The organism is Dokdonella ginsengisoli (assembly GCF_042652785.1).
Classification (GTDB): Bacteria; Pseudomonadota; Gammaproteobacteria; order Xanthomonadales; family Rhodanobacteraceae; genus Dokdonella_A; species Dokdonella_A ginsengisoli.
Map to the genome: position 1 here is coordinate 552798 of NZ_JBHSHD010000010.1, position 20088 is coordinate 572885.

Annotated in this window: 22 protein-coding genes; 11 read left to right on the plus strand and 11 right to left on the minus strand. The window is 67.5% G+C overall.

The window, feature by feature from the left end:
- The first annotated feature begins 47 nt into the window (after nucleotides 1-47).
- The 3 genes from ACFO6Q_RS14665 (at nucleotide 48) to ACFO6Q_RS14675 (ending at nucleotide 2231) form a co-directional block, all read left to right on the plus strand.
- Nucleotides 48-329 carry a type II toxin-antitoxin system RelE/ParE family toxin gene (locus ACFO6Q_RS14665; RefSeq protein ID WP_380021853.1) on the plus strand — a complete coding sequence of 94 codons (282 nt, stop codon included), beginning with the start codon at nucleotides 48-50 and terminating at the stop codon, nucleotides 327-329.
- A 16-nt stretch (nucleotides 330-345) separates the two neighbouring features.
- Nucleotides 346-636: a HigA family addiction module antitoxin gene (locus tag ACFO6Q_RS14670; protein WP_380021854.1), complete on the plus strand. Its 291-nt coding sequence runs from the start codon at nucleotides 346-348 to the stop codon at nucleotides 634-636.
- A gap of 71 nt (nucleotides 637-707) precedes the next feature.
- Nucleotides 708-2231 (plus strand): TolB family protein, encoded by a 1524-nt coding sequence (locus ACFO6Q_RS14675; protein WP_380021855.1) that lies wholly within the window; start codon nucleotides 708-710, stop codon nucleotides 2229-2231.
- 249 nt (nucleotides 2232-2480) lie between these two features.
- Here the strand turns inward: ACFO6Q_RS14675 and ACFO6Q_RS14680 are convergent, their stop codons facing one another.
- From ACFO6Q_RS14680 to ACFO6Q_RS14700, 5 genes are all read right to left on the minus strand, one after another.
- Nucleotides 2481-2927: a VOC family protein gene (locus ACFO6Q_RS14680; protein WP_380021856.1), complete on the minus strand. Its 447-nt coding sequence runs from the start codon at nucleotides 2925-2927 to the stop codon at nucleotides 2481-2483.
- A 69-nt stretch (nucleotides 2928-2996) separates the two neighbouring features.
- On the minus strand, nucleotides 2997-3257 hold the full coding sequence (locus ACFO6Q_RS14685; protein WP_380021857.1) for a hypothetical protein: 261 nt from the start codon (nucleotides 3255-3257) through the stop codon (nucleotides 2997-2999).
- Nucleotides 3254-4561 carry a TFIIB-type zinc ribbon-containing protein gene (locus ACFO6Q_RS14690; RefSeq protein WP_380021858.1) on the minus strand — a complete coding sequence of 436 codons (1308 nt, stop codon included), beginning with the start codon at nucleotides 4559-4561 and terminating at the stop codon, nucleotides 3254-3256. The genes ACFO6Q_RS14685 and ACFO6Q_RS14690 overlap by 4 nt, the downstream gene beginning before the upstream one ends.
- 22 nt (nucleotides 4562-4583) lie before the next feature.
- Nucleotides 4584-5735 (minus strand): SPFH domain-containing protein, encoded by a 1152-nt coding sequence (locus ACFO6Q_RS14695; RefSeq protein WP_380021859.1) that lies wholly within the window; start codon nucleotides 5733-5735, stop codon nucleotides 4584-4586.
- 146 nt (nucleotides 5736-5881) lie between these two features.
- Entirely contained in the window at nucleotides 5882-6733 is an 852-nt protein-coding gene (locus tag ACFO6Q_RS14700) for a type II secretion system protein GspG (protein WP_380022212.1), read from the minus strand.
- Nucleotides 6734-6834: 101 nt separating this feature from the next.
- Here ACFO6Q_RS14700 and ACFO6Q_RS14705 point away from each other — a divergent pair, with 101 nt between their 5' ends.
- The 3 genes from ACFO6Q_RS14705 (at nucleotide 6835) to ACFO6Q_RS14715 (ending at nucleotide 10231) form a co-directional block, all read left to right on the plus strand.
- Nucleotides 6835-7740 (plus strand): hypothetical protein, encoded by a 906-nt coding sequence (locus ACFO6Q_RS14705; RefSeq protein WP_380021860.1) that lies wholly within the window; start codon nucleotides 6835-6837, stop codon nucleotides 7738-7740.
- Nucleotides 7721-8221: a hypothetical protein gene (locus ACFO6Q_RS14710; protein ID WP_380021861.1), complete on the plus strand. Its 501-nt coding sequence runs from the start codon at nucleotides 7721-7723 to the stop codon at nucleotides 8219-8221. Before ACFO6Q_RS14705 ends, ACFO6Q_RS14710 begins: the two co-directional genes overlap by 20 nt.
- A gap of 312 nt (nucleotides 8222-8533) precedes the next feature.
- The gene (locus tag ACFO6Q_RS14715) at nucleotides 8534-10231 is read left to right on the plus strand and encodes a tetratricopeptide repeat protein (RefSeq protein ID WP_380021862.1); all 1698 of its coding nucleotides are present in this window, start codon (nucleotides 8534-8536) and stop codon (nucleotides 10229-10231) included.
- A 218-nt stretch (nucleotides 10232-10449) separates the two neighbouring features.
- Here ACFO6Q_RS14715 and ACFO6Q_RS14720 read toward each other — a convergent pair whose 3' ends face one another.
- The 5 genes from ACFO6Q_RS14720 to ACFO6Q_RS14740 all read right to left on the minus strand — a co-directional run bounded on the left by ACFO6Q_RS14720 (nucleotide 10450) and on the right by ACFO6Q_RS14740 (nucleotide 15268).
- A complete protein-coding gene (locus ACFO6Q_RS14720) occupies nucleotides 10450-12036 on the minus strand; it encodes a Na+/H+ antiporter (protein ID WP_380021863.1) in 1587 nt (528 codons plus the stop codon).
- A gap of 279 nt (nucleotides 12037-12315) precedes the next feature.
- Entirely contained in the window at nucleotides 12316-12885 is a 570-nt protein-coding gene (locus tag ACFO6Q_RS14725; RefSeq protein ID WP_380021864.1) for a hypothetical protein, read from the minus strand.
- Between the two features lie 373 nt (nucleotides 12886-13258).
- Entirely contained in the window at nucleotides 13259-14161 is a 903-nt protein-coding gene (locus tag ACFO6Q_RS14730; RefSeq protein ID WP_380021865.1) for an NERD domain-containing protein, read from the minus strand.
- Between the two features lie 403 nt (nucleotides 14162-14564).
- Nucleotides 14565-15002, minus strand: a complete 438-nt coding sequence (trxC, locus tag ACFO6Q_RS14735) for a thioredoxin TrxC (RefSeq protein ID WP_380021866.1) — start codon at nucleotides 15000-15002, stop codon at nucleotides 14565-14567.
- A complete protein-coding gene (locus tag ACFO6Q_RS14740; protein ID WP_380021867.1) occupies nucleotides 14999-15268 on the minus strand; it encodes a hypothetical protein in 270 nt (89 codons plus the stop codon). Before ACFO6Q_RS14740 ends, trxC begins: the two co-directional genes overlap by 4 nt.
- Before the next feature lie 53 nt (nucleotides 15269-15321).
- Here ACFO6Q_RS14740 and ACFO6Q_RS14745 point away from each other — a divergent pair, with 53 nt between their 5' ends.
- The 3 genes from ACFO6Q_RS14745 to ACFO6Q_RS14755 are packed head-to-tail and all read left to right on the plus strand — an operon-like array spanning nucleotide 15322 to nucleotide 17331.
- A complete protein-coding gene (locus ACFO6Q_RS14745; RefSeq protein WP_380021868.1) occupies nucleotides 15322-15975 on the plus strand; it encodes a class I SAM-dependent methyltransferase in 654 nt (217 codons plus the stop codon).
- Nucleotides 15972-16439 (plus strand): Rrf2 family transcriptional regulator, encoded by a 468-nt coding sequence (locus tag ACFO6Q_RS14750; RefSeq protein WP_380021869.1) that lies wholly within the window; start codon nucleotides 15972-15974, stop codon nucleotides 16437-16439. Before ACFO6Q_RS14745 ends, ACFO6Q_RS14750 begins: the two co-directional genes overlap by 4 nt.
- Nucleotides 16426-17331, plus strand: a complete 906-nt coding sequence (locus tag ACFO6Q_RS14755; RefSeq protein ID WP_380021870.1) for an NAD(P)/FAD-dependent oxidoreductase — start codon at nucleotides 16426-16428, stop codon at nucleotides 17329-17331. The genes ACFO6Q_RS14750 and ACFO6Q_RS14755 overlap by 14 nt, the downstream gene beginning before the upstream one ends.
- Nucleotides 17332-17339: 8 nt before the next feature.
- Here the strand turns inward: ACFO6Q_RS14755 and ACFO6Q_RS14760 are convergent, their stop codons facing one another.
- Nucleotides 17340-17903, minus strand: coding sequence for a TetR/AcrR family transcriptional regulator (locus tag ACFO6Q_RS14760; RefSeq protein WP_380021871.1), 564 nt, complete (start codon nucleotides 17901-17903; stop codon nucleotides 17340-17342).
- 110 nt (nucleotides 17904-18013) lie between these two features.
- Between ACFO6Q_RS14760 and ACFO6Q_RS14765 the strand changes: the two genes are divergently transcribed.
- Both ACFO6Q_RS14765 and rox read left to right on the plus strand, forming a co-directional pair.
- Complete coding sequence (locus ACFO6Q_RS14765; RefSeq protein WP_380021872.1) at nucleotides 18014-18385, plus strand: VOC family protein; 372 nt, start codon at nucleotides 18014-18016, stop codon at nucleotides 18383-18385.
- Nucleotides 18386-18558: 173 nt separating this feature from the next.
- Nucleotides 18559-20055 (plus strand): rifampin monooxygenase, encoded by a 1497-nt coding sequence (gene rox, locus ACFO6Q_RS14770; protein ID WP_380021873.1) that lies wholly within the window; start codon nucleotides 18559-18561, stop codon nucleotides 20053-20055.
- The last annotated feature ends 33 nt before the right edge of the window (nucleotides 20056-20088 follow it).

The following is a 20088-nucleotide window of genomic DNA, read 5'->3' on the forward strand; positions in this document are numbered from 1 at the left end:
ATCCATGACGGGTTGCGTCATATGACGAGTCGCGTTATGGTCATTCCGTGATCCGGAACTTTGCCGACAAGGAAGCGGAGAAGATCTGGGCGGGTACTCCGTCCCGGCGCCTGCCTGCGGACATCCAGGCCGTCGCTCGCCGCAAGCTGCGCATGCTCAACAACGCCGCTACCCTGGACGACTTGCGAATTCCTCCGGCCAATCGGCTGGAAGCGCTGAAAGGCGATCGAAAAGGTCAGCGCAGCATCCGGATCAACGATCAATGGCGCATCTGCTTTCGCTGGAACGATGGCGATGCGCAGGACGTGGAAATCGTCGACTACCACTGAACCGCCGAGCTGTCCTATGAAGACCCTGCCCAACATCCATCCAGGCGAAGTGCTGCTGGAAGAGTTCCTCAACCCGCTGGGCATCAGCCAGAACGCGCTCGCGCGTGCGGCCGGTGTTCCGCCGCGCCGCATCAACGAGATCGTGCTCGGCAAGCGCGGCGTGACCGCCGATACCGCTGTCCGCCTTGCGGCCGCCCTGGGCACCAGCGAGAGGTTCTGGCTGGGACTGCAAGCGGACTACGATCTGGAAGAAGCGCATCGTGTGCTCGGGGATGCGGTCAAGCGCATCGAAAAGATCGCCGCCTGACGCGCGGAGCGGAGTACGATGCCGCCCCAAGGGGCGATTCCGCACGGTAGTGGGCTGAATCGGGGGGCATCATGCGTCGTTCGTTCGTCGTTCTGTCCGTGGCCGCGGCGTTCGCGTGGGGAGCCGTCGTGCGCGCGGGAACGCTCGACGCGATCTTCGCCGACGGTTTCGAGTTCCGCGATTTTCCGGCCCAACCGATCATCGACGCCGGCGCGCCGGCGGATTCGCCGGCGCTGTTCGGCGGCGCGGCCGGTGCGCCGAGCGGCGGACCTTGCCTGGCGGAGCCGCAGGTCGGCACGCTGTTCCCCAGCAACTGGCTGCGCCCGCGGTTCGCATGGATTCCGACGGGCAGCGAGAACCTGTTCGAGCTGCGCCTCACCGCGCAGAACCAGGGCAACGCGCTGGTGGTGTACACCACGGCTTCGTCGTGGACGATGCCTGCCAATGTCTGGGCTGCGCTGTCGCAGCACACCGTCGATGCGCCGATCACGGTGACGGTGCGTGGCGCGACCTATGCGTCCGGAAGCCTGACCAGCGGGCCGGAACTCGGCTCCAGCGGCGCCGTGCGGGTGGCGCCGGTGTCCGCGCCGGGCGCGATCGTGTACTGGACGAGCGCGGGCAACGGCGTATTGCGCGGGTTCCGCATCGGCGACGAGGACCTGAAGGACATCCTCGCTCCGGCCGACGCGGGAGCCGGCTGCGTCGGCTGCCACACGGCGACGCCCGACGGCGCCTGGGTCGGGTTCTCGGCAGGCGAGGGCGGCGGAGCCGGGCTGGGCCTGCTGTCCGCCGACGGCCAGCATCTCACGCCTTCCTTCGTCAGCAGCAGCGCGCAGATGCTGATGGCGCGTCAGGATCAGGACGCGCCGTCCTTCTCTCCGCTGCACTGGACCGGCGGCGACCGCGTCGCGCTGACGATGTACCAGAACCACATCATCTGGACCGACCTCGAAGCGGCTTCGGCGGCGCAGGGTGATGGATGGGGCATTCTCGCGCGCAACGGCGAGAGCACGAATGCGGCGTCGGCCTCGTTCGCGCACGCCAGCGACAACGTGGTGTACGTGTCGACGCCCGATCCGGTTTCCACGGGCGTGACGGTGACCAACGGCGATATCCACGTCGTGCCGTACAACAACCGCGCGGGCGGCACGCCGGTCACGGTCGCGGCGAGCGGCGACAACGAGTTCTACCCGGCGTTCTCGCCCGACGACCGCTACATCGCCTACAACCGCGCTCCGGCCGGCGCGAGCAGCTACAACAACGCGCAGGCCGAGGTGTACGTCGTGCCCGCGACCGGCGGCCAGCCGGTGCGCATCGCCGCCAACGATCCCGCCTCGTGCAGCGGTCACAGCAGCCCGGGCATCACCAACAGCTGGCCGCAATGGTCGCCCGCCGCGGGCGACGCCGGCGGCCGGCGCTTCTATTGGTTGACCTTCTCCTCCACGCGCAGCGGCAGCGTGCCGCAGATCTATGTCGCGCCGGTGGTCGACGACGGCACAACTCTGATCACCTATCCCGCGCTGTATCCGTGGAACCAGGCCGCCGGCGACGCCAGCCATACGCCGGCGTGGGGCGACTTCGCGATTCCGTTCTGAGCGATCGGCTTCGATCGGGAGTCGTCCCGGCACCCTGCGTGTTGCCGTCTGAACCCGGCGCGATTCATCGCGCCGATCGTTCAGACGCCGCTGATGCGTGCCTTGCCAGGTTGGGCGAGAACCCGCGGAGCCGCCCAGGCACAACGAACAGGCCATTCACGTCGCGATTCGCCGGGCGCCGCATCGGCTTGTCCGCGGCGACGCCCGGCCCGCAGTCTCGTGCGGCGAATGCCCTCGTTGCTTTCCCGTCTAGCCTTGCGAGGGCTTCCATCCCGCCGCCGGCACGGTGTTGACCATCCACGGCACGCCGAAGCGGTCGATCAGCGAACCGTATCCGGGCGACCAGAAGGTTTCCGCGAACGGCATGATCTGGCGGCCGCCCTCTGACAGCTGCTCGAACCAGCGCCTGGCCTGGGCGATGTCGTCGCTGTGCAGGGTGACGTCGAAGCCGTTCTTGGGCTTTTCGATGTTGGGCGCCCAGGCCACGTCCATGTCCGCGCCCATCAGCGACTGGTCGCCGACCTCGAGCCAGCAGTGCATGAGCCAGCTCCTGTATTTCTCGTCGGTGATCGGCATTCCCGGCGGGCCGTCGCCGTAGGGAAAGGCGGCGGTGATCTTGCCGCCGAGGACCTTGGCGTAGAACTCGAACGCTTCGCGGCATTGCCCCTGGAAGCTCAGGCTGGTGACGATCTTCATGGGCCACCCGATGGTCGGTTGCGGTGATCGATACCTAGCACATCGAGGGTTAAGCGGGCGTCGCCGGGCTCAACTGCTGTCGTTGCGGACACGCTGCACGCGCGTGCGATACGCCCGCACGTTGTCGCCGCGGATGCGCGTCTCGCGCGTGCCCTTCACCTCGTCGACCTTGCGCTCCGAGCCGGTCACCGGCTTGGCTTCGACGGCGGTTTCGCGCTCGAAGGCGTGCGACTTGTCGGTGTTGCGGTAGTACCGGTACAGGGCCCAGTACAGCGCCGTCGCGCCGGCCGGGCCGAGGGCGAGCAGCCAGAGTCCGCCGTCGTCGCTCATGAGGAGTTCCCGATGATCCAGAGGGCGATGCCTTCGAGGAAAGTGCCGACGGTGATCGCGGTCATCAGCAGCTTCCACTGCTGCACCGGCACGCTGCCCATCGTCTCGCCGGTGCGGCCGTTCACCGCGATGTAGTGCAGCAGGCCGCCGTTGCGGCCGGGCTGGTGATACGAATACAGCCACACCGGCAGGTACATCGACACCCAGCGCGTGCCGTGCACGTCGAGGCGCTCCTGCTCCCAGCGCACGCCGCGGCCGTAGCGGTTGACGGAGGACTCGACCTGGGCGCGCGCGATCGACAGCAGCTGGTCCTCCACGCGCGGGCGCAGCTGCTCCACGTCGCTGTCGCGCTTCTCCGAGGTGAAGCCCGACAGGTACGACGCGTTCCACTTCACTGCGTTCTTGGTGTCGAACGGCAGGATCGTGTTGATGATGTTGTTGGTGTTGACGCGCGTGTCGAGGTTGCCGCGTTCGGTGGAGGATTCCAGCGGCAGGTCGTCGACGGTGAAGTCCACGTGGCGTTCCACCTGGTACACGTCGGCGTCATAGTAGGTCTTCTTGTCGTTGCCGCTGCCGCGCGTGTAGCGGCGCGTCTCGATCTCGCCCTTGCCGGCCACGTCGGCGCTCGCGTTGGCGTCGATGATCATGTAGGGCAGGTAGACGCCGACGACGTTCTCGGGCGTGAACTGTTCCTTGAACGCCTTCAGCGCGAACAGCCGCCGCTTGTCGACGAACTGGCGGATGCGTGCGACGGCGTCGTCCTTCTGGATGTGGAAGGGCAGCACCGCGTCGGGCACCGCGCCATTGGCGATCTGCTCGTTGACGCCGAGCACGTGGCGGCACCAGTGGCAGCGCGCCGTCATCGCGTTCTCGGTGTTGATCGTCACCTCGGCGCCGCAGCCGCCGCACTTGAAGGTCATCAGGCTGGCGGCGTCGGCCGCGATGTCGCGCGCGCCGGAGGCGATGACCGTGCCCTGCAACTGGTCGATGCCTTCGCCGAGGCCGAATTCCTCCTCCACGCGCGCGCCGTGCCACTGGTGGCGGCAGTACAGGCACACCAGAAGATCGCTGCCGGGTTTCTGGCGGATCTCGGTCGAACCGCACTTGGGGCAGCGGTTGACGCCGTCCTTGAGTTCCTCCGCGGAGGTGTCGATGGCGACCGGGTCGGGCGCCAGCACTTCGTCGCGGATCGGCTCGGGCAGCGTCGCCGGGTCGATCGGGAAGCTGCCCGGCAGCGGCGGCACGTCCTGCGGCGATCCCGGCCCGGCGGGAGGCGCCGCCGGGGGCTTGGTGGCGTTCGACATAGGTCTTCGCGCGATCCGTCGTTTACAGGCCCAGCGCCTTGGCCTTGAGCGAATCGTAGTCGGCCTGGGTGATCAGCCCGAGGTCGAGCATCTCCTTGGCCTTCTTCAGCCTGGCCACCGGATCGTCGGCCGCCGGTGCGGCCGGTGCCACCGGCTGCTGCAGGCCGCCGATGCCGCCCATCATGCCCGAGGCCATGCCGATGCCCATCATGCCCGCCGCGCCGCCGTTCTCGCCGGCCGACTGGATGCCCGCCGCGACGCTGGCCTGCAGGTTGGAATTGCCGCGTGCGCCGGACAGCGCGTCGGCGCGCTGCACGTTCTTGAGCAGCTCGCGCGTGTTCGCGTCGTACTCGATCGAGACGATGGCGGTCTTGACGATGGCCAGGCCGCGATCGGACTTCCACTGGTAAGCCTGCTCCACCGCATCCGAGAGGCTCTTGGCGAAGCCGACCGAATCCTGCTGCAGCTTGGTGATGCGATTGCCCTTGCCGGGATCGTTCGTGTACAGGCTGAAGGCCGGTGCGAGCGAGCCGACCACTTCGTTGAACAGCTGGCTGGCGGCGGCGTTGTCCATGTCGGTGAAATCGAACACCTGGCCGGCCTGCAGATACGTGGCCGGCACGAAGTTCTTCACGAACAGGATCGGGTCGACGATCTTCAGCGTGTACGAGCCGCGCGTCACCGCGCCGACCTGGGTGTTGAGGAAGCCGTCGTCCCAGTAGATTTCCGACTGGGTGCCGAAGCGGTTGTCCGGCAGCTCCTTCAGCGAGACGAAGAACGCGGCCTGCTGCGAGCCCGGCTGGCCGCCGAACTTGAAGCGCTCCCAGCTCTGCTTGATCAGCGAATCGACCAGGCCGCCGCCGGTGAAGATCGACTGCGAATTGATGTCGTCCGAGCGCCATTCGTAACCGCCCGGCTCGGCGGCGAAGCCGGTGATCTTGCCGTCCTGGAACAGCAGCAGCCCGTAGCCTTCGGGCACGACGATCTTCGAACCATTCGTGATGATGTTCGACGAGCCCTTGGTGTTCGAGCCGCGTCCGGCGTTGGTGCCCTGCGGCACCGCGGCGAACAGCGCCGCCGTCGCCGGCAAGCCGCCGGGAACCGTGTAGAAGTCCTTCCACTGGTCGGCGAGCGTGCCGCCGATCGAACCCACCACTGCCTGCACAAGACCCATGACATCTCCCTGCGATTCGCGGCCGGGCACGGTACCCGCCATGCATGACGAACTATACGATCCCGGGGGTCGGAGGAGGGGGCGGGAAGGTAAAAAAGTTGGGTGGCAGGGCGACGGAACCTTCGCGGTCCGGCTTGGGGCTGCCGTCAACGAGTCTTGGACAGATCCCGGTTTCCGAAGTCCGCGTCGTATCCGACGCCACCTGGCTTCCCATCCTTGCCGAGGCAAATGAGATCGAAGGCGCCATGAGCGCCACCGGGGACGTAAACGAGGGAGTGGCCGTACGGATCGATCAGGTCTTTCTCCTGCAGACGTGGCCATTCGTCACCGGGCGACTGAGTCAGCTCGAGCAAAGTCGCCGGCAGTCGTCCATGGTCCTGGGCATGTCGCTGCAGGCGGTCGCTCAAGAGTTTGACCTGGGCCTTTGCCGCTCCACGTCGCGCCCTATCGAGCGATGGCAGGAGGCCGGCGACATGGACAAGAAAGGTCAGGCCTACGAATACCCCCAACGGTACCGAGATCCAGGTGGACAGCTCGCGGGTCGGAGTCATCCGCGTTCGATCGCCGTATCGAGAGGCAAGTTCACCGGCGCAGCCAACTCCAGTGGTGTCGAAAGCTTGCGCAACGCAGCGATCGAGTTCGGCGGCAGGTTCACACTTGAAGAGACAGGGCCTGCGCAAGGCCGACGAGCGCTGCGGATGCTGCAGACGTGAGCACAGCCGGGCTTCCATGAGGCGCGCGCCGTAGGCGTATTCTTCTCCCGAATACTGCTCCCGGAGTGCGCGCCCATGGATGTCCAGTCGCTGCCGCTCACCTCGAAGCCTTGCCCGGCGAGGCGACGAGGTATCAGGAGCCGCTGCAAGCCACGGTGAGGCGGATATCGAGTACTGCCGGATGCTGAAGGCTTCGGTCGGTGCCGCCTCGCCTGAACATTGATTCGTGTTCGTGCAGGCGGCTTGGTCGAATCGCGAAATCCGGCGAATATTTCGTTCCGCCATCCGTCGATGAATTCTGTAGATCACGGTATGTTCGCCCCGTCATGCGCCTCGACGCTCACGCGGTGCGATTTCCATGAGCAATGAGGCCTGCGGGTATGGACATGGCGAGCCGAAAGAAAATCGCATACGCAATCCTGGTCGCGCTTCTTTTGATATTGGTCGTGTACGTCCTTGTTTCCCGCACTCCGGGATGGGAGGGCGGTGTCGATCCGGCTGAAGGAGAGGTTCAGCGCTCGTCTTCAGGTTCAGGCCATGACCGGGATGACGTTGACGTGGGGCGTTCCCCTGTCGAGGTGACCGGCAACGAAGCTCCTCGCCGCGGCGCCTCTCCAGGAGGGGCACCGCGGATTCGATCCATTCTCCCGACGGACCATTCCATCAAAGACGGTCTGGAAGCCATGAAGGCGAAGGCGACGGCGGGAGACGACGAAGCGGCCGTGCAGTTGTACGTGGACTTGCGCACGTGCAGCGACGTCCTGACGCGAGGCGAGGAATTCGTCCGGTCGAACGGCGCCAACGTTCCGGACGAGGTGCGCAATCCGACGCGACAGACCCTCGAGAAGGAATTCGAGAACTGCAAGGGGATAAGTCAGGAGGACATGCGGAATTTCGTCGAGTGGCTGGACATGGCCGCGAAGCGCGGCGACTACCAGGCAAGAATCATGTGGGTGGACAGCTTCTTCGACGACAAGGATTCGACCTGGATGATCCAGCACCCGGACGAGGTGAAGGAATACAAGGGCCGGGCCATGGACTATCTGAACCAGCTCGCCGGCGAGTGCAGCCCGGACGCGCTTTCGATGCTCATCGGCCAGTACTACAGGAAGGGAATACTGACGGAAAAGGATCCGTACAAGGCTTACCAGTATTCCCTGATCTATGACCAGGTTTCGCCCGGAAACGTAAACAGCAGCAACCTCCCGGACATGGAGCGATCGCTGTCGAGCAGCCAGATGGAGCAGGCGCGTGCCACCGCCGGGAAGTTCTATGATCGCCACTGCAGATAGGGGACATATGCGCGTCAAATCCGTGGTGCTCGCCTCGATCACATTTTCCCTGATTCCGATTTTCTCGATAGCCGGTTCCTGGGAGGTTCCGCCGAGCAGATACTGTGTCGCCGGCGCTCCGCGATGCAACCTGACGACCCCCACGCCCGATACGAATACCCGGGACAATCTGGACAATTTCGTCAACGACATGCGGAACAACAATCCCAACGGCGGGCCGAAGCCAGGAGACACCATCACCATCTGCAACGGCTATGGCTGCTCGACCTACACCTATACCGAAAACGGTGGCTACAACAACGGCAAGTGGGAGTTGCAGGAAGACCACGACAATCCGAACCATGACCACGGGAGCAGCGGTAGCGGCAGCGGTGGCGGAGGAGGCGGCGGTGGTGGCGGTCGCGGCGGCGCGAATCCGCCGGGCGGTTGTTACGGCAGCGGCTGCGGTACGGTCACGGTGGGAGAGATCGAGAATCCGTGAGGACCAGCCGCGTGCAGACGAGACGGCCGATGTCATCGTGTCGCGCCAGCGGGGGCTGGGCGCGAAGGTACGAGATGAGCGCCGGCTTTCAGCGAGCTCTCGCTCCCTACTGAAAACGCTCCGGAATCTCGTCGGTGCGCGCACCATATAGGCTCTCGGCCTTGCAGGGAAGAAGTCTCCGATAGAGTTCAACAAGCCTGCCAGTTATTCAACTTTAAAGCTAAAAATTCCGGCGCTCGTTCGCCCCGTGCGCAGGCAGGCCGCGCCGGTTTTCGGTATCGTCCCTCCCACGTCCCTGGGAGGGGAATCACGATGATCCGTCGATCCTTGCTTCTGTCGCTGCCCGCGGCCCTGCTGGCAGTCTTGTTGGCGAGCTGCGACACCACGCGAAAGGCGACCAGCGAAACCGCCACCGCCCCCGCATCCACCGCGTTGCCGCTGTTCGACACGTTCGGCGACCTGCATCGCGACGTGGGCACGTGCGTTCCCGCGGCGCAGCGCTATTTCGACCAGGGCCTGCGCATGGCCTACGGCTTCAACCACGAAGCGGCCGGGCGCGCTTTCGCCGAGGCGGCGCGGCTGGACCCGCAATGTGCGATGTGCTTCTGGGGGCAGGCCCTGGTGCTGGGGCCGAACATCAACCTGCCGATGGACGCGGCGCTGGCGAAGGACGCCACTGCCTTGGCCGCGCGAGCGGCGAGCCTGGCCGGGGCGGCGAAGCCGGCCGACCGCGCGCTGATCCAGGCGCTGCAGGCACGCTACGCAGATCCCGCGCCGGAAGATCGCAAGCCGCTGGACCGCGCCTACGCGGACGCGATGGCGCGCGTAGTCGAGCAGTACCCCGGCGACGACGATGCCGCGACCTTGTACGCGGAAGCGCTGATGGATCTCTCGCCCTGGGCGTACTGGGAAAAGGACGGCGCGCCGGCGCAGTTCACGCCGCGCCTGCTCGGCGAACTCGAACGCGTGCTGGCGCGCAACCCGCGCCACATCGGCGCGATGCACTACTACATCCACGCCACCGAGGCCTCGCCCGAACCGCAGCGCGCCGAACGCTACGCCGACGCGCTGGCGGCGCTGGCGCCCGGTTCGGGCCACCTGGTGCACATGCCCGCGCACACCTACATCCGCCTCGGCCGCTACCACGACGCGACGCTGACCAATTTCGCCGCCAGCACCGCGGACAAGGATTTCCTGGCGGTGTGCCGCGGCAGCAACGGTGTCTATCCGCTCGGCTACGTGCCGCACAACTGGCACTTCGCCACGATGACGACGGGCCTCACCGGCTCGCGCGCGATGGCGCTGCTGGCGGCGAAGCAGACGGCCAGCCGCGCCGACCGCGCCGCGATGGGGCAGGCGCCGCTGGAATTCATGCAGCAGTTCGTCGTCGCGCCGCTGCTCACGCAGGTCCGCTTCGGCGACTGGGAGGCGATCTTGTCCGATTCCTCCCTGTCCGACTCCGCCGCGCAGTCCGAGCCGCCGTACCCGACCGCGATCCGCCACTTCGCCCGCGGCATGGCGCAGGTGCGCAGGGGCGCTCTGGCGGAGGCCGCGCGCGAGGCCGAGGCCTTGCACGCGATCGCGCTAGATCCGGCGATGGCCAAGGTGAGCTTCTTCGACATCAACCAAGCCGATGCCGTGCTGCGCGTCGCCGATGCGATGCTGCGCGGCGAGCTGCTGCGCGCGCGCGGCGAGCGCGCGCAGGGCATCGCCGCCTTGCGCGAGGCGGCTGCGGCCGAGGACATGCTGGCCTACAACGAGCCGGCCGACTGGCCGCTGCCGGTGCGCCCGTATCTGGGCGCCGCGCTGCTCGAGGCGGGCGACGCGCGCGGCGCGGCGGAAGCCTTCGGCCAGGACCTCAGGACCTATCCGCGCAACGGCTGGTCGCTGTTCGGCCTGGCGCAGGCGCAGCGGGACCTCGGGCAGGGCGACGCCGCGCGCGAAACCTCGCGTCTGCAGGCGGCCGCATGGCAGTGGGCCGATGCGCCGTTGACCGCGGCGCGCTACTGACGACGCTCGGTTTCCGTCATCCCCGCGAACGCGGGGATCCACTTTGATCTTGCTTCGGCTCGATCAAAAGCAGATGGATGACCAGCCCTTCGGCTGTTGAAAAGCACCTCCCGCGTTCGCGGGGATGACGGCAGCCGGAAGCATGTGGCGTTCGATCGCCGGTTTCGGAGCGAGTTCTAGGGCAGCTTCGATGCTTTGGCAGAATCATCGAAGGTCCCTCACGCCTTCGCCGAAATCGCACTCAGTTCCTCGAGATCGAGATCGCGCTCCAGCTCGTACAAGGTCTCGTCGTCGATCTCGCCGCTGCGGTGCAGGCGGATGAGTTCCTCGCGTGCGGTGGCGATGGCTTCGAGGATGACGTCGAAGTGCGCGTGGAAGATCGGCGAGTAGTGTTCCGGGCGTTCGGCGTAGTCGCCGATCATCGAGGCCTTGCGCCGGTAGCGGTCGAGCAGCTTGGGGTGGATGAGATTGCCGTCGCCGTCGTAGGCGCAGCGCTCGACCGTGACCAGTTGCACGCGTGCCATCGCCGCCTCCGCCTGGCTCATCGTCACGCGTGCCTTGTCGACGGGCGCCTCGGCCAGCTTCGCCCAGCGGATGACGCGCTCCAGCGTCGTCGCCTGCAGCAGCACGGTGCCGAGGATCACCACGAATGCCATCACCAGGATGAAGTCGCGGCCCGGAAAGCCTTCCGGCACGCTCAGCGCCAGGGCCAGGGTCACCACGCCGCGGATGCCGGCCCAGCCGAGCACGCTGGTGGCGCGCGCGCCGAGCGGCGTGTGCGAGGTCACGCCGAGCCGCGCGCAGGCGCCGATCAGCAGGTCGGAACCGAACATCCACACGAAGCGCGCGAGGATCAGCACGGCGAGCAGGACGAGGCTCGGCACGCCCATCGTCTCGATCACCGCGCCGAAGCCGCCGGCGCGCTCGATCACGCCACGCAGGGAGAGGCCGATCAGCATGAAGATCGCCGCCTCGATCAGGAACACCATCACCTCCCAGAACGAGGAGCCGCGCATGCGCGTCGAGGCCGGCAGCACCGTGTGTGCGTGCCAGCTCGCGATCAGGCCGGTGGTGACGGTGGCGATGACGCCGGACACGTGCGCCGATTCCGCCAGCAGGTAGGCGATCCAGGACAGCAGCGAGGTGGCGGCGATCATCAGGTACTCGTCGCCGAGGCGGCGCACCAGCTTGACCCAGACCGTGCCGACGACGATGCCGACCAGGGCACCGCCGACGGCCAGCAGCAGGAAGCGGCCGCTTGCGTCGACGGCGCTGAAGCCGCCGCCGGCCAGGCCCGCCGCGACGGCGAAGCGGAACAGCACCAGTCCGGTCGCGTCGTTGAGCAGGCTTTCGCCCTCGAGCAGGATGCGCAGCCGCCGCGGCAGCTTGACGCGCTCCAGCACGGCGCGCGCGGAGACCGCGTCGGGCGGCGCCACGATCGCGCCGAGCGCAGCGCAGGCCGCCCACGGCCACGACGGAAACAGCAGGTGCGTCACGATCGCCACCACGATCGTCGTGAACAGCACCGCGCCGATCGCCAGCGAGGCGATGCCGATCTTGTGCCGCCGCAGCTGGCCCAGCGCGATCGTCCACGCGCTGTCCATCAGCAGCGGCGGCAGGAACAGCACCAGCACCAGCTCGGGATCGATCGTGACCGTCGGCACGCCGGGCACGAAGGCGAGCGCCGCTCCGCCTGCGATCAGCGCCACCGGCGGCGGCAGGCCGACGCGATGCGCGAGGTAGTGCAGCACGATGATGGCGAGAACCATCGCGATCGCGAGTTCGAACATGTGAACGATGTCCATCGCTGCCCCCGAGATGGTCCGGCCGTTTGTGCAGGTCGACCCGCATGCGGGTCGAAAGGCGATGCTAAGCAGCGGACTCGTCGTGCGGCAAGAGAGGGGGTCGGATGTGCGTCGGCGACTTGCCGCCGGCGTCCGCGTTGCGGGGAAGGCAGGCGCCTCGTACGGCGACGCCGTCAGGGCAGGCCGATTGCCTTGGGTATGCGGATGCGACACGTCCGTGTGTCGCGGTTGCCGTGAAAAAACTCCCGGCTCATCCGTGGGATGAGAAGAACGTCGCGATCAATTGAAGGTCTGGAACGGCGTGATGTACAGGTCGAACAACACTTCGCACGTCGCGCCGGTCTGCGAGGATTGACCGAACCACCGGTAGCCATTGGTGGTGAGGCGGCTCGCCGGCGCGCCGGGCGTGCCGTTGTTCTTCCAGGACAAGGCCATTTCGCGGGGCGTGTCGCAGTTCACGCCCCACAGCGGGCCGTCCCCTCCCATCTGGGACAGCGTGGCAGTCAGGTACACGGGAAGCGCGAGCGCCCCGCTGGAGTTCACGCTCTTCGCAGGACCCGACCAGGGCAGGCCGATGTCGGCGGCTACCGGGCGGTCGACGGCAATCTGGCCGCACGGCGTGGCGAACGTCGCCGAGGTGATCGTGAAGGACCCATTCGACGGATCGAGCGTACCCGCCATGGACACGTCGCAGATTCCCTCGAAGAACACGCCGCCGGAAAGCCTGAAACGCGCTTCCCCCGATGCCGTGAAGCTGCCGCCGGGCGATACCGTGACCGCCGATGCGGGCGATGCCGTCGCCAGAGCCATCACCAATGCCGCGATGCGGCTTGCAAATGCCTTGCTCATTTTCAGCTCCTTGTCGATTGTGAACGACTTGCTGTACCGCTCCTCCCACCGATGCCGAAACGACGCCCGCAGCCATGCGCAAGACGCTGGCGAGCCATGGTTACGACCGGGGACGTACGTATCGCTTCGCCGATGGGCTGCGCGAGCTTAAAGGAGGGGTGTCTGGCGCATCCGAGATGCAGTAGGCATCCGATATTCAGCCAGGGTCGTTCGACGGGGCGTGTTGCCTAGCGACTGCGAGGTACTGCGCGCGCGTCGACCTATGTCCAGATATTCGGCGGCTACGTGGGCGTGGACATCCGCAGTGGCTTCGACTCGCCTGGGCTTGGCACGACGCCGGAATGAGTTCCCGTCCGCAGCGGGATCGTACATCTCAGTCCGGCGACTGAGGATAGCGCTTGTGCAGGGCATGCACGATGCGGTTGCGGCGCGCGGCGTCCATGCGCGGTCGGCTGCGCGCATCGGTGAACACGTAGCCCAGTTTAGGGTTGATGACGCGCACGTCGCCCTGTTGTCTTTCCGGGGGCGGCTGCACGAACCAGCCGGGAAGGCAGATCACCGGTATCACGGGCGTCGGCTCTCCGGTTTCGCCACGCAGGTATTCCGACAGCCAGCGCGCCTGTGCGCGAGCCTGGTCCAAGGGTTTCGTCTCGGCCCAGCCGGGGAACTGAATGGCGCTGCCGTCGTAGGCGGCCGTTGCCGAAGCCTTGCCCGTCCCGGATTTCCTGCGTGACTTCGTCTCGACCATGAAGACGGCAGTCGGGCCGATCACCACGTGATCCAGGTTTGATTTTTCGGCGGGAATGTCGTGAAGGACAAGACAATCCTGCGCCTGCAGGCGATCGAGCTGTTGGGCCGATGCGATTTCGGCGCGCATGCCGTCCCGCCATTTCCTGCGCTCCTGGGCGAGTGTCGCGATTCGCCATGCGAGCCAGGCGACCCACAGGGCGGTGGCAATGGAAATCACCCATCCGCTCCAGCCGAAGTGCAGTTCCGACCAGCGCACGCGAGGCAGCAGGAGCGACAGCATGATGATCGGCCCGATCATCGCGACCAGCATCGTCCGTTCCATGATGTCGCTGTTGAGACTTTCGACGCGCCGTCGGGCCTGCGCACCGGCTTGATGCAGCAGCTTGTCGGTCAAGGGCGACCGTCGTTTTCCTTGGCTGTCCATTCGCCTCAGGAACAACAGGGTGGCGACTACGATCCCGACCGGAACGATGGCCAGAACGAAGATGACTGCGGCTGGCAGCAGCATGCCGAGCGATGCATTCACGGATCAGCCCTCCCTGTGCTTCGTGTTTTCGCATCTTAGCGCGTCGGAAATGGATCACGCATACATCGTGATGTACCGGATGCCTTCTTTTCTGTTATTGCACAGGTTCACGATATTCTCCGCACTTCTATCCGGTGCTCAGCGAGGACTATGCGATCAAGATCGCACGCGACGGGAACGTTCCGGAAAGCGGTTGCGGCTTCGTGATGCGTTTCGAGGTGAAGACGAGCTACCTGGATCGATACGCGGTGCAGGAGGCGGTGGCTGCCAGCACCTCGAATAGTGGATTCCCGCCGAGGACATGGATGCGTTCAACGCAGCCATCGTCGGCGTGATCGAGGTCGTTCGCGAGTTCCGCTAGAAGGCTGCCAGTTCGCGCGATCGAGGAGCACCGGGAAAAACCCTACGCCCCCTGTGCCCGCACCCACTGCACGATCCCCGTGCTGTTCATCGCACCCGCCTGCCGCGCGACTTCGCGGCCACTGCGGAACAGGGCGAGGGTGGGAATGCTGCGGATGGCGTAGCGCGCCCCCAGGGCCGGTTCTGCTTCGGTATCGACTTTCAGCAGGCGCAGGCGCGGTTCCAGCTGCGCCGCCGCCTGCACGAACTGCGGCGCCATCATGCGGCACGGGCCGCACCACGGCGCCCAGAAATCCACCAGCACGGGAATGTCGTTGCGGGTCAGGTGTTTCTGGAACGCGGCTTCGTTCGCTTCCAGCGGATGGCCGTCGAACAGCGGTCGCCGGCACTTGCCGCAGGTCGGCGCTTCGCCGAGGCGTTCGGACGGCAGGCGGTTGATCGCCTGGCAGTGCGGGCAGACGAGGTGCAGGGCGTCGCTCATGGAATGGATCCGGTGGAGTTGCCGGCTTCGGATATGAGGCCGGATCCCGCGATCGAAATAGGGGGCATCGACGCGTGTTCCTCCGTGCGGCCGCAAAGGGCCGCAGCGACGCGCGGCAGGTTCGGGTGGTCCGCCTGCGCGAGGGCATTCGCGTCGACCTGCGGATGCGTCTCTTCGCGGTTCGTCGAACCGGAGTTGCGCTGTGCAGTCATCATGTAATAACGTAAGTTACATGAAGACGGGCGAAGCGGTCCGTCGAGCTCCATACGCTGCTCCCGGCGACGCCATTCACGCCGTTCCCCCCACGAGTGCCGATGCATTGGACAAGCCGACGTTCGACCATGACCACTGGGATCGCCTCTGGTCGAAGGCCCTGCGCGAACACGCCGACAAGATTGCACTGCGTCCGCCGAACGCGCATCTGCAGACGGAACTCGCCACGCTGCCGCCGGGCCGCGCGCTCGATGCCGGCTGCGGGCACGGAGCGGAGACGCTCTGGCTCGCCACGCGAGGCTGGCGCGTGGATGCGGTGGATTTCTCGCCGACGGCATTGGCGTGCGGGCGTGCGCTGGCCGAGCGAGCAGGTCAGGCAGTGGCAGAGCGCATCGACTGGATCGAAGGCGATCTCGCGCAATGGACGCCGGCGGCGGAACGCTACGACCTCGCGGTCTGCCTCTACGTGCACGTCGCCGGCGCGGTCGAGACCCTGGTGAAGCGATTGGCGGCGGCTGTCGTGCCCGGCGGAACGCTGCTGCTGGCGGGGCACCGGCCGATCGATCCCGCCACCGGCGCGGCCACCGCGGCGGCGAACCAGGTGCAGGTGTCGGTGGAGGCGGCGCTGGCCGCGCTCGATCCCGCCGCGTGGGAGATCCTCGTCGCCCAGGAGCGGCCGCGCGCGATCGCCGGCACCGGCGTGGACGCGGTCGTGCGCGCGCATCGCCGCTCGCACACGCGCCACGGAGCGCCAGCATGAAGAAGGACAGCCGCCTTTCCTCCGTCCTCCACGTGCTGCTGCACATGGCGCAGAGCGACGGTCCGCTCACTTCCGAGGCGCTCGCGCGCATGCTCGGCACCAATCCGGTGGTCGTGCGGCGCGTGCTGTCCAGCCTTCGCGAGAGCGGCTACGTCGCCTCGACGAAAGGGCACGGCGGCGGCTGGGTGGTCGCCTGCGACCTGCGCAAGGTGACCTTGCTCGACGTCTACCGCGCCGTCGGCGAGCCGACCGTATTCGCGATGGGCCATCGCCTGGAGAACCCGCAGTGCCTGGTCGAGCAGGCCGTCAACGAGGCGCTCGACGACGCCTTCCGCGAAGCCGAGGCCCTGCTGGTCGAACGGCTCGGCGGCGTCACGCTGGCCGATCTTGCCGCCGACTTCGGCCGCCGCATGAAGCGCGTGCGCCCCCAACCCTGCAGGAACGATGTCCATGCAAAACGATGATGCCGATGTCCTCTTCGACGCGATCGTGGTCGGCGGCAGCTACGCCGGCCTGTCGGCGGCGATGCAGCTGGCGCGCGCGCGGCAGCGCGTGCTGGTGATCGACGCCGGCGTGCGCCGCAACCGCTTCGCGACGCACGCGCACGGGTTGATCGGGCAGGACGGTCGTCCACCCGAAGTGATCGCCGAGGAAGCCCGCGCGCAGGTGCTGGCCTATCCGAACGTGCGCTGGCGGCACGGCAGCGCCACGCAAGCGTCGGGACGCAGCGAGGAATTCGTCGTCGAGGTCGACGATGGCAGCCGCCGCCGCGCGCGCCGCCTCGTGCTGGCGACCGGCATCGAAGACGAATTGCCGGCCATCGACGGCCTGCGCGAGCGCTGGGGCCGCAGCGTGTTCCATTGCCCGTACTGCCACGGCTACGAACTCGACCGCGGCCGCATCGGCGTGATCGCCGTCGGCGAGCTGTCGATGCACCACGGGCTGATGCTGCCCGACTGGGGTACCACCACCCTGCTCGTCAACGCGGCGTTCGAGCCGAGCGATGAACAGCGCGCCGCGCTGGCGCGTCGCGGCGCCGTGATCGAGCCTGCACGCATCGCCCGCGTCGACGGCATCGCGACGGTGGTGTTCGAGGACGGCCGCCGCATCGATTTCGACGGTCTGTTCGTCGCCACGCGCACGCGCGTCAACAGCCCGCTGGCCGGACAGCTCGGCTGCGAATTCGAGCAGGGCCCGCTCGGCGCCTTCATCCGTACCGATGCGCTGAAGGCGACCAGCGTCGCCGGCGTGTTCGCCTGCGGCGACGCCGCGCGCGGGGCGCACAGCATCGCGTTTGCGATCGGCGACGGCGCCCAGGCGGGTGCGTCGGCGCATCGCTCGCTGATGTTCGACTGAGGCTTCGCTCAGGCCGGGCCGGCGATCTGCAGGCTCGCAAACGTCGCGCGACTGGCGTCGTGCAGCGCCGCGGCGAAATCGCCTGCGCGGCAGGGGGCCTCGCCGGCGAGCCAGGCGACGATCGGCGAGAGCAGGCCGTCGGCGAGCGTGTGCGCGGCGAGGCGACGCGGCAGCCGCACAGAGCCGCCGGCGCCGTGCTTCAGTGCTTCTTCGACCCGCAACACCAGGGCATTGCGCACGACGCGATGCGCCGCACCCTGGAAGATGCCGGGCGCCATCGCGCGGTTGTGCCAGAAGTGATCGAGCAGCATGGCGAGCTGCGGCGGCGTGGATCTGCCGATCGGCACGCCGGCGAGCAGCGCGAGCGCATCGCCCATGCTGGCGACCAGCAAGGCGTCCTTGCCGGCGAAGTGTTCGTAGAAGGTCGAGCGGCCGACGCCCGAGGCTTCGAGCAGGTCGTCGATGCGGATCTCGTGGTAGCGCCGCCGCAGCGCGAGCGACACGAAGGCGGAGAGCAGGGCCTCGCGCGTCCTGCGCCGGCGCGGGTCGAGGTCGTGTGCGTTCGTCGCCATGCGTCGCATCTTCCCACGCCGGGCGGCGGACGAAGGGCCGGCATCGTCCGGAAAATGGCGTCGGCCGCTTGCTATCGTGGCCGCAACATTCCATCTGCGAGCAACCCGCCATGTCCGATCTGAGCGCATCCGACCTGCGGCCCTTCATCCCGGCCAGGGACTATGCAACGTCGAAACGCTTCTACGCCGCTCTCGGCTGGGAGACGAAGGACGTGGCCGCCGGGCTCGCGCTGGTGCACGTGGCGCGGGACCAGCACTTCTACCTCCAGGACTACTACCTGCGCGAGGTGGCGGAGAACTGCATGCTGCACCTGACCGTGACCGATGCGCAGGCGTGGCATCGGCACGTCACGTCCGTGCTGCGCGATGACACATTCCCCGGCGCGCGCGTGCAGCCGCCCAAGCTCCAGCCGTACGGCGCGCTCGTCACCTTCGTACACGACCCGACCGGCGTGCTGCTGCACCTGTGCCAGTGGCAATGAGCCTGCGTCGACGCGAGTGGGAAAGGCGGAGGGGACGGGGCGAATCGGCGGAACCGGACGTTTGCGCGCTCCCCGTTTCAACATAGTAAACCATGCACGGCTTGCGGCAAGCCCGTGCGCGTGAGGCAGATTCGCCGCCCGCCGCAGACCCCTGCGGAGACGGGAGAGGCGAAATGCACGACCAAATCGACGTGATCGTGGTCGGCGCCGGGCCGACCGGCCTGATGCTGGCCGCGGAGCTGCGCCTGCACGGCGTGCGGGTGCTCGTGCTCGAGAAGGAGGCGGAGCCGACACCGGTGGTGCGCGCGCTCGGCATGCATGCGCGCAGCATCGAGGTGATGGACCAGCGCGGCGTGCTGGAACGCTTCCTCGCGCTCGGCAAGACCCATCCGCTCGGCGGATTCTTTGCCGGGATCGCCAAGCCGGCGCCGCCGCGGCTGGATACCACGCATCCGTACGTGCTGAGCATTGCGCAGCCCGTCATCGAGCGGCTGCTCGCCGAGCTCGCGCTCGAACTCGGCGCGCAGATCCGCCGCGGCTGCGCGGTGGCGTCGCTGAGCCAGGACGACGCCGGCGTGAGCGCCGGACTCGCCGACGGCACGCGGCTGCGCGCGCGCTATCTGGTCGGCTGCGACGGCGGCCGCAGCACGGTGCGCAAGCAGCTCGGCATCGGCTTTCCCGGCGAGCCCTCGCGGGTCGACACGCTGCTGGGCGAAATGCGCCTGACGGCTTCGCCGGAGACGCTGGCCGCGGTGATGGGGGAGGTGCGCAAGACCCAGCTGCGCTTCGGTGCCATGCCGCTCGGCGACGGCATCTATCGTATTGTGGTGCCGGCCGAAGGCGTGGCAGCGGATCGCTCGATCCCGCCGACGCTCGAGGAGTTCCGACGGCAGCTGCGCGCGGTCGGCGGCACCGACTTCGGCGTGCATTCGCCGCGCTGGCTGTCGCGCTTCGGCGACGCCACGCGGCAGGCCGAGCGCTACCGCGCCGGCCGCGTGCTGCTGGCCGGCGATGCGGCGCACGTGCATCCGCCGGTCGGCGGGCAGGGTCTCAACCTCGGCGTGCAGGATGCGTTCAATCTCGGCTGGAAACTCACCGCCGCGATCGCCGGCTGGGCGCCGGACGATCTACTGGACAGCTACGAGGCCGAGCGCCGTCCCGTAGCCGCCGGCGTGCTGGACAACTCGCGCGCGCAGATGGCGCTGATGTCGCTCGAACCCGGCGCGCAGGCGCTGCGCCGGCTGCTGTCGCGGCTGATGGATTTCGACGAGGTGAGCCGTTACCTGACCGAGACGATCATCGCCGTCGACCTGCGCTACGACTTCGGCGATGCCCACGACCTCGTCGGCCGGCGGCTGGGCGACGTGGCGCTGACGCAGGGGCGCCTGTACGAACACCTGCATCGCGGGCGCGGACTATTGCTGGACCGGACCGGAGGTCTGTCGATCGACGGCTGGGCGGACCGCGTCGACCACCTCGTCGATGCCGGGGCGCAGCTGGACCTGCCTGCAGTGCTGCTGCGGCCGGACGGCCACATCGCCTGGGTCGGCGACGATGCACGAGACCTGCGGGCGCGGCTGCGGCGCTGGTTCGGCGCTCCCGTTGCTGAACGGCGGGAAACGCCGGATCGCGACGCTCGCTCTGCGGCGCGGACGAAGCCTGTAAGGTAAAGACTCGATCCGATCCGGAACTGCACGCTTGCG

Coding starts and splice junctions, on each gene's coding strand:
- ACFO6Q_RS14705 (WP_380021860.1), top strand. CDS start 6,835: ATGGCGAGCCGAAAGAAAATCGCATACGCAATCCTGGTCGCGCTTCTT.
- ACFO6Q_RS14670 (WP_380021854.1), top strand. CDS start 346: ATGAAGACCCTGCCCAACATCCATCCAGGCGAAGTGCTGCTGGAAGAG.
- ACFO6Q_RS14765 (WP_380021872.1), top strand. CDS start 18,014: ATGTCCGATCTGAGCGCATCCGACCTGCGGCCCTTCATCCCGGCCAGG.
- ACFO6Q_RS14675 (WP_380021855.1), top strand. CDS start 708: ATGCGTCGTTCGTTCGTCGTTCTGTCCGTGGCCGCGGCGTTCGCGTGG.
- ACFO6Q_RS14725 (WP_380021864.1), bottom strand. CDS start 12,885: ATGAGCAAGGCATTTGCAAGCCGCATCGCGGCATTGGTGATGGCTCTG.
- trxC (WP_380021866.1), bottom strand. CDS start 15,002: ATGAGCGACGCCCTGCACCTCGTCTGCCCGCACTGCCAGGCGATCAAC.
- ACFO6Q_RS14760 (WP_380021871.1), bottom strand. CDS start 17,903: ATGGCGACGAACGCACACGACCTCGACCCGCGCCGGCGCAGGACGCGC.
- ACFO6Q_RS14690 (WP_380021858.1), bottom strand. CDS start 4,561: ATGTCGAACGCCACCAAGCCCCCGGCGGCGCCTCCCGCCGGGCCGGGA.
- ACFO6Q_RS14720 (WP_380021863.1), bottom strand. CDS start 12,036: ATGGACATCGTTCACATGTTCGAACTCGCGATCGCGATGGTTCTCGCC.
- ACFO6Q_RS14715 (WP_380021862.1), top strand. CDS start 8,534: ATGATCCGTCGATCCTTGCTTCTGTCGCTGCCCGCGGCCCTGCTGGCA.
- ACFO6Q_RS14710 (WP_380021861.1), top strand. CDS start 7,721: ATGATCGCCACTGCAGATAGGGGACATATGCGCGTCAAATCCGTGGTG.
- ACFO6Q_RS14740 (WP_380021867.1), bottom strand. CDS start 15,268: ATGGAGCTCGACGGACCGCTTCGCCCGTCTTCATGTAACTTACGTTAT.
- ACFO6Q_RS14755 (WP_380021870.1), top strand. CDS start 16,426: ATGCAAAACGATGATGCCGATGTCCTCTTCGACGCGATCGTGGTCGGC.
- ACFO6Q_RS14685 (WP_380021857.1), bottom strand. CDS start 3,257: ATGAGCGACGACGGCGGACTCTGGCTGCTCGCCCTCGGCCCGGCCGGC.
- ACFO6Q_RS14750 (WP_380021869.1), top strand. CDS start 15,972: ATGAAGAAGGACAGCCGCCTTTCCTCCGTCCTCCACGTGCTGCTGCAC.
- ACFO6Q_RS14695 (WP_380021859.1), bottom strand. CDS start 5,735: ATGGGTCTTGTGCAGGCAGTGGTGGGTTCGATCGGCGGCACGCTCGCC.
- ACFO6Q_RS14680 (WP_380021856.1), bottom strand. CDS start 2,927: ATGAAGATCGTCACCAGCCTGAGCTTCCAGGGGCAATGCCGCGAAGCG.
- ACFO6Q_RS14700 (WP_380022212.1), bottom strand. CDS start 6,733: ATGGCGGAACGAAATATTCGCCGGATTTCGCGATTCGACCAAGCCGCC.
- rox (WP_380021873.1), top strand. CDS start 18,559: ATGCACGACCAAATCGACGTGATCGTGGTCGGCGCCGGGCCGACCGGC.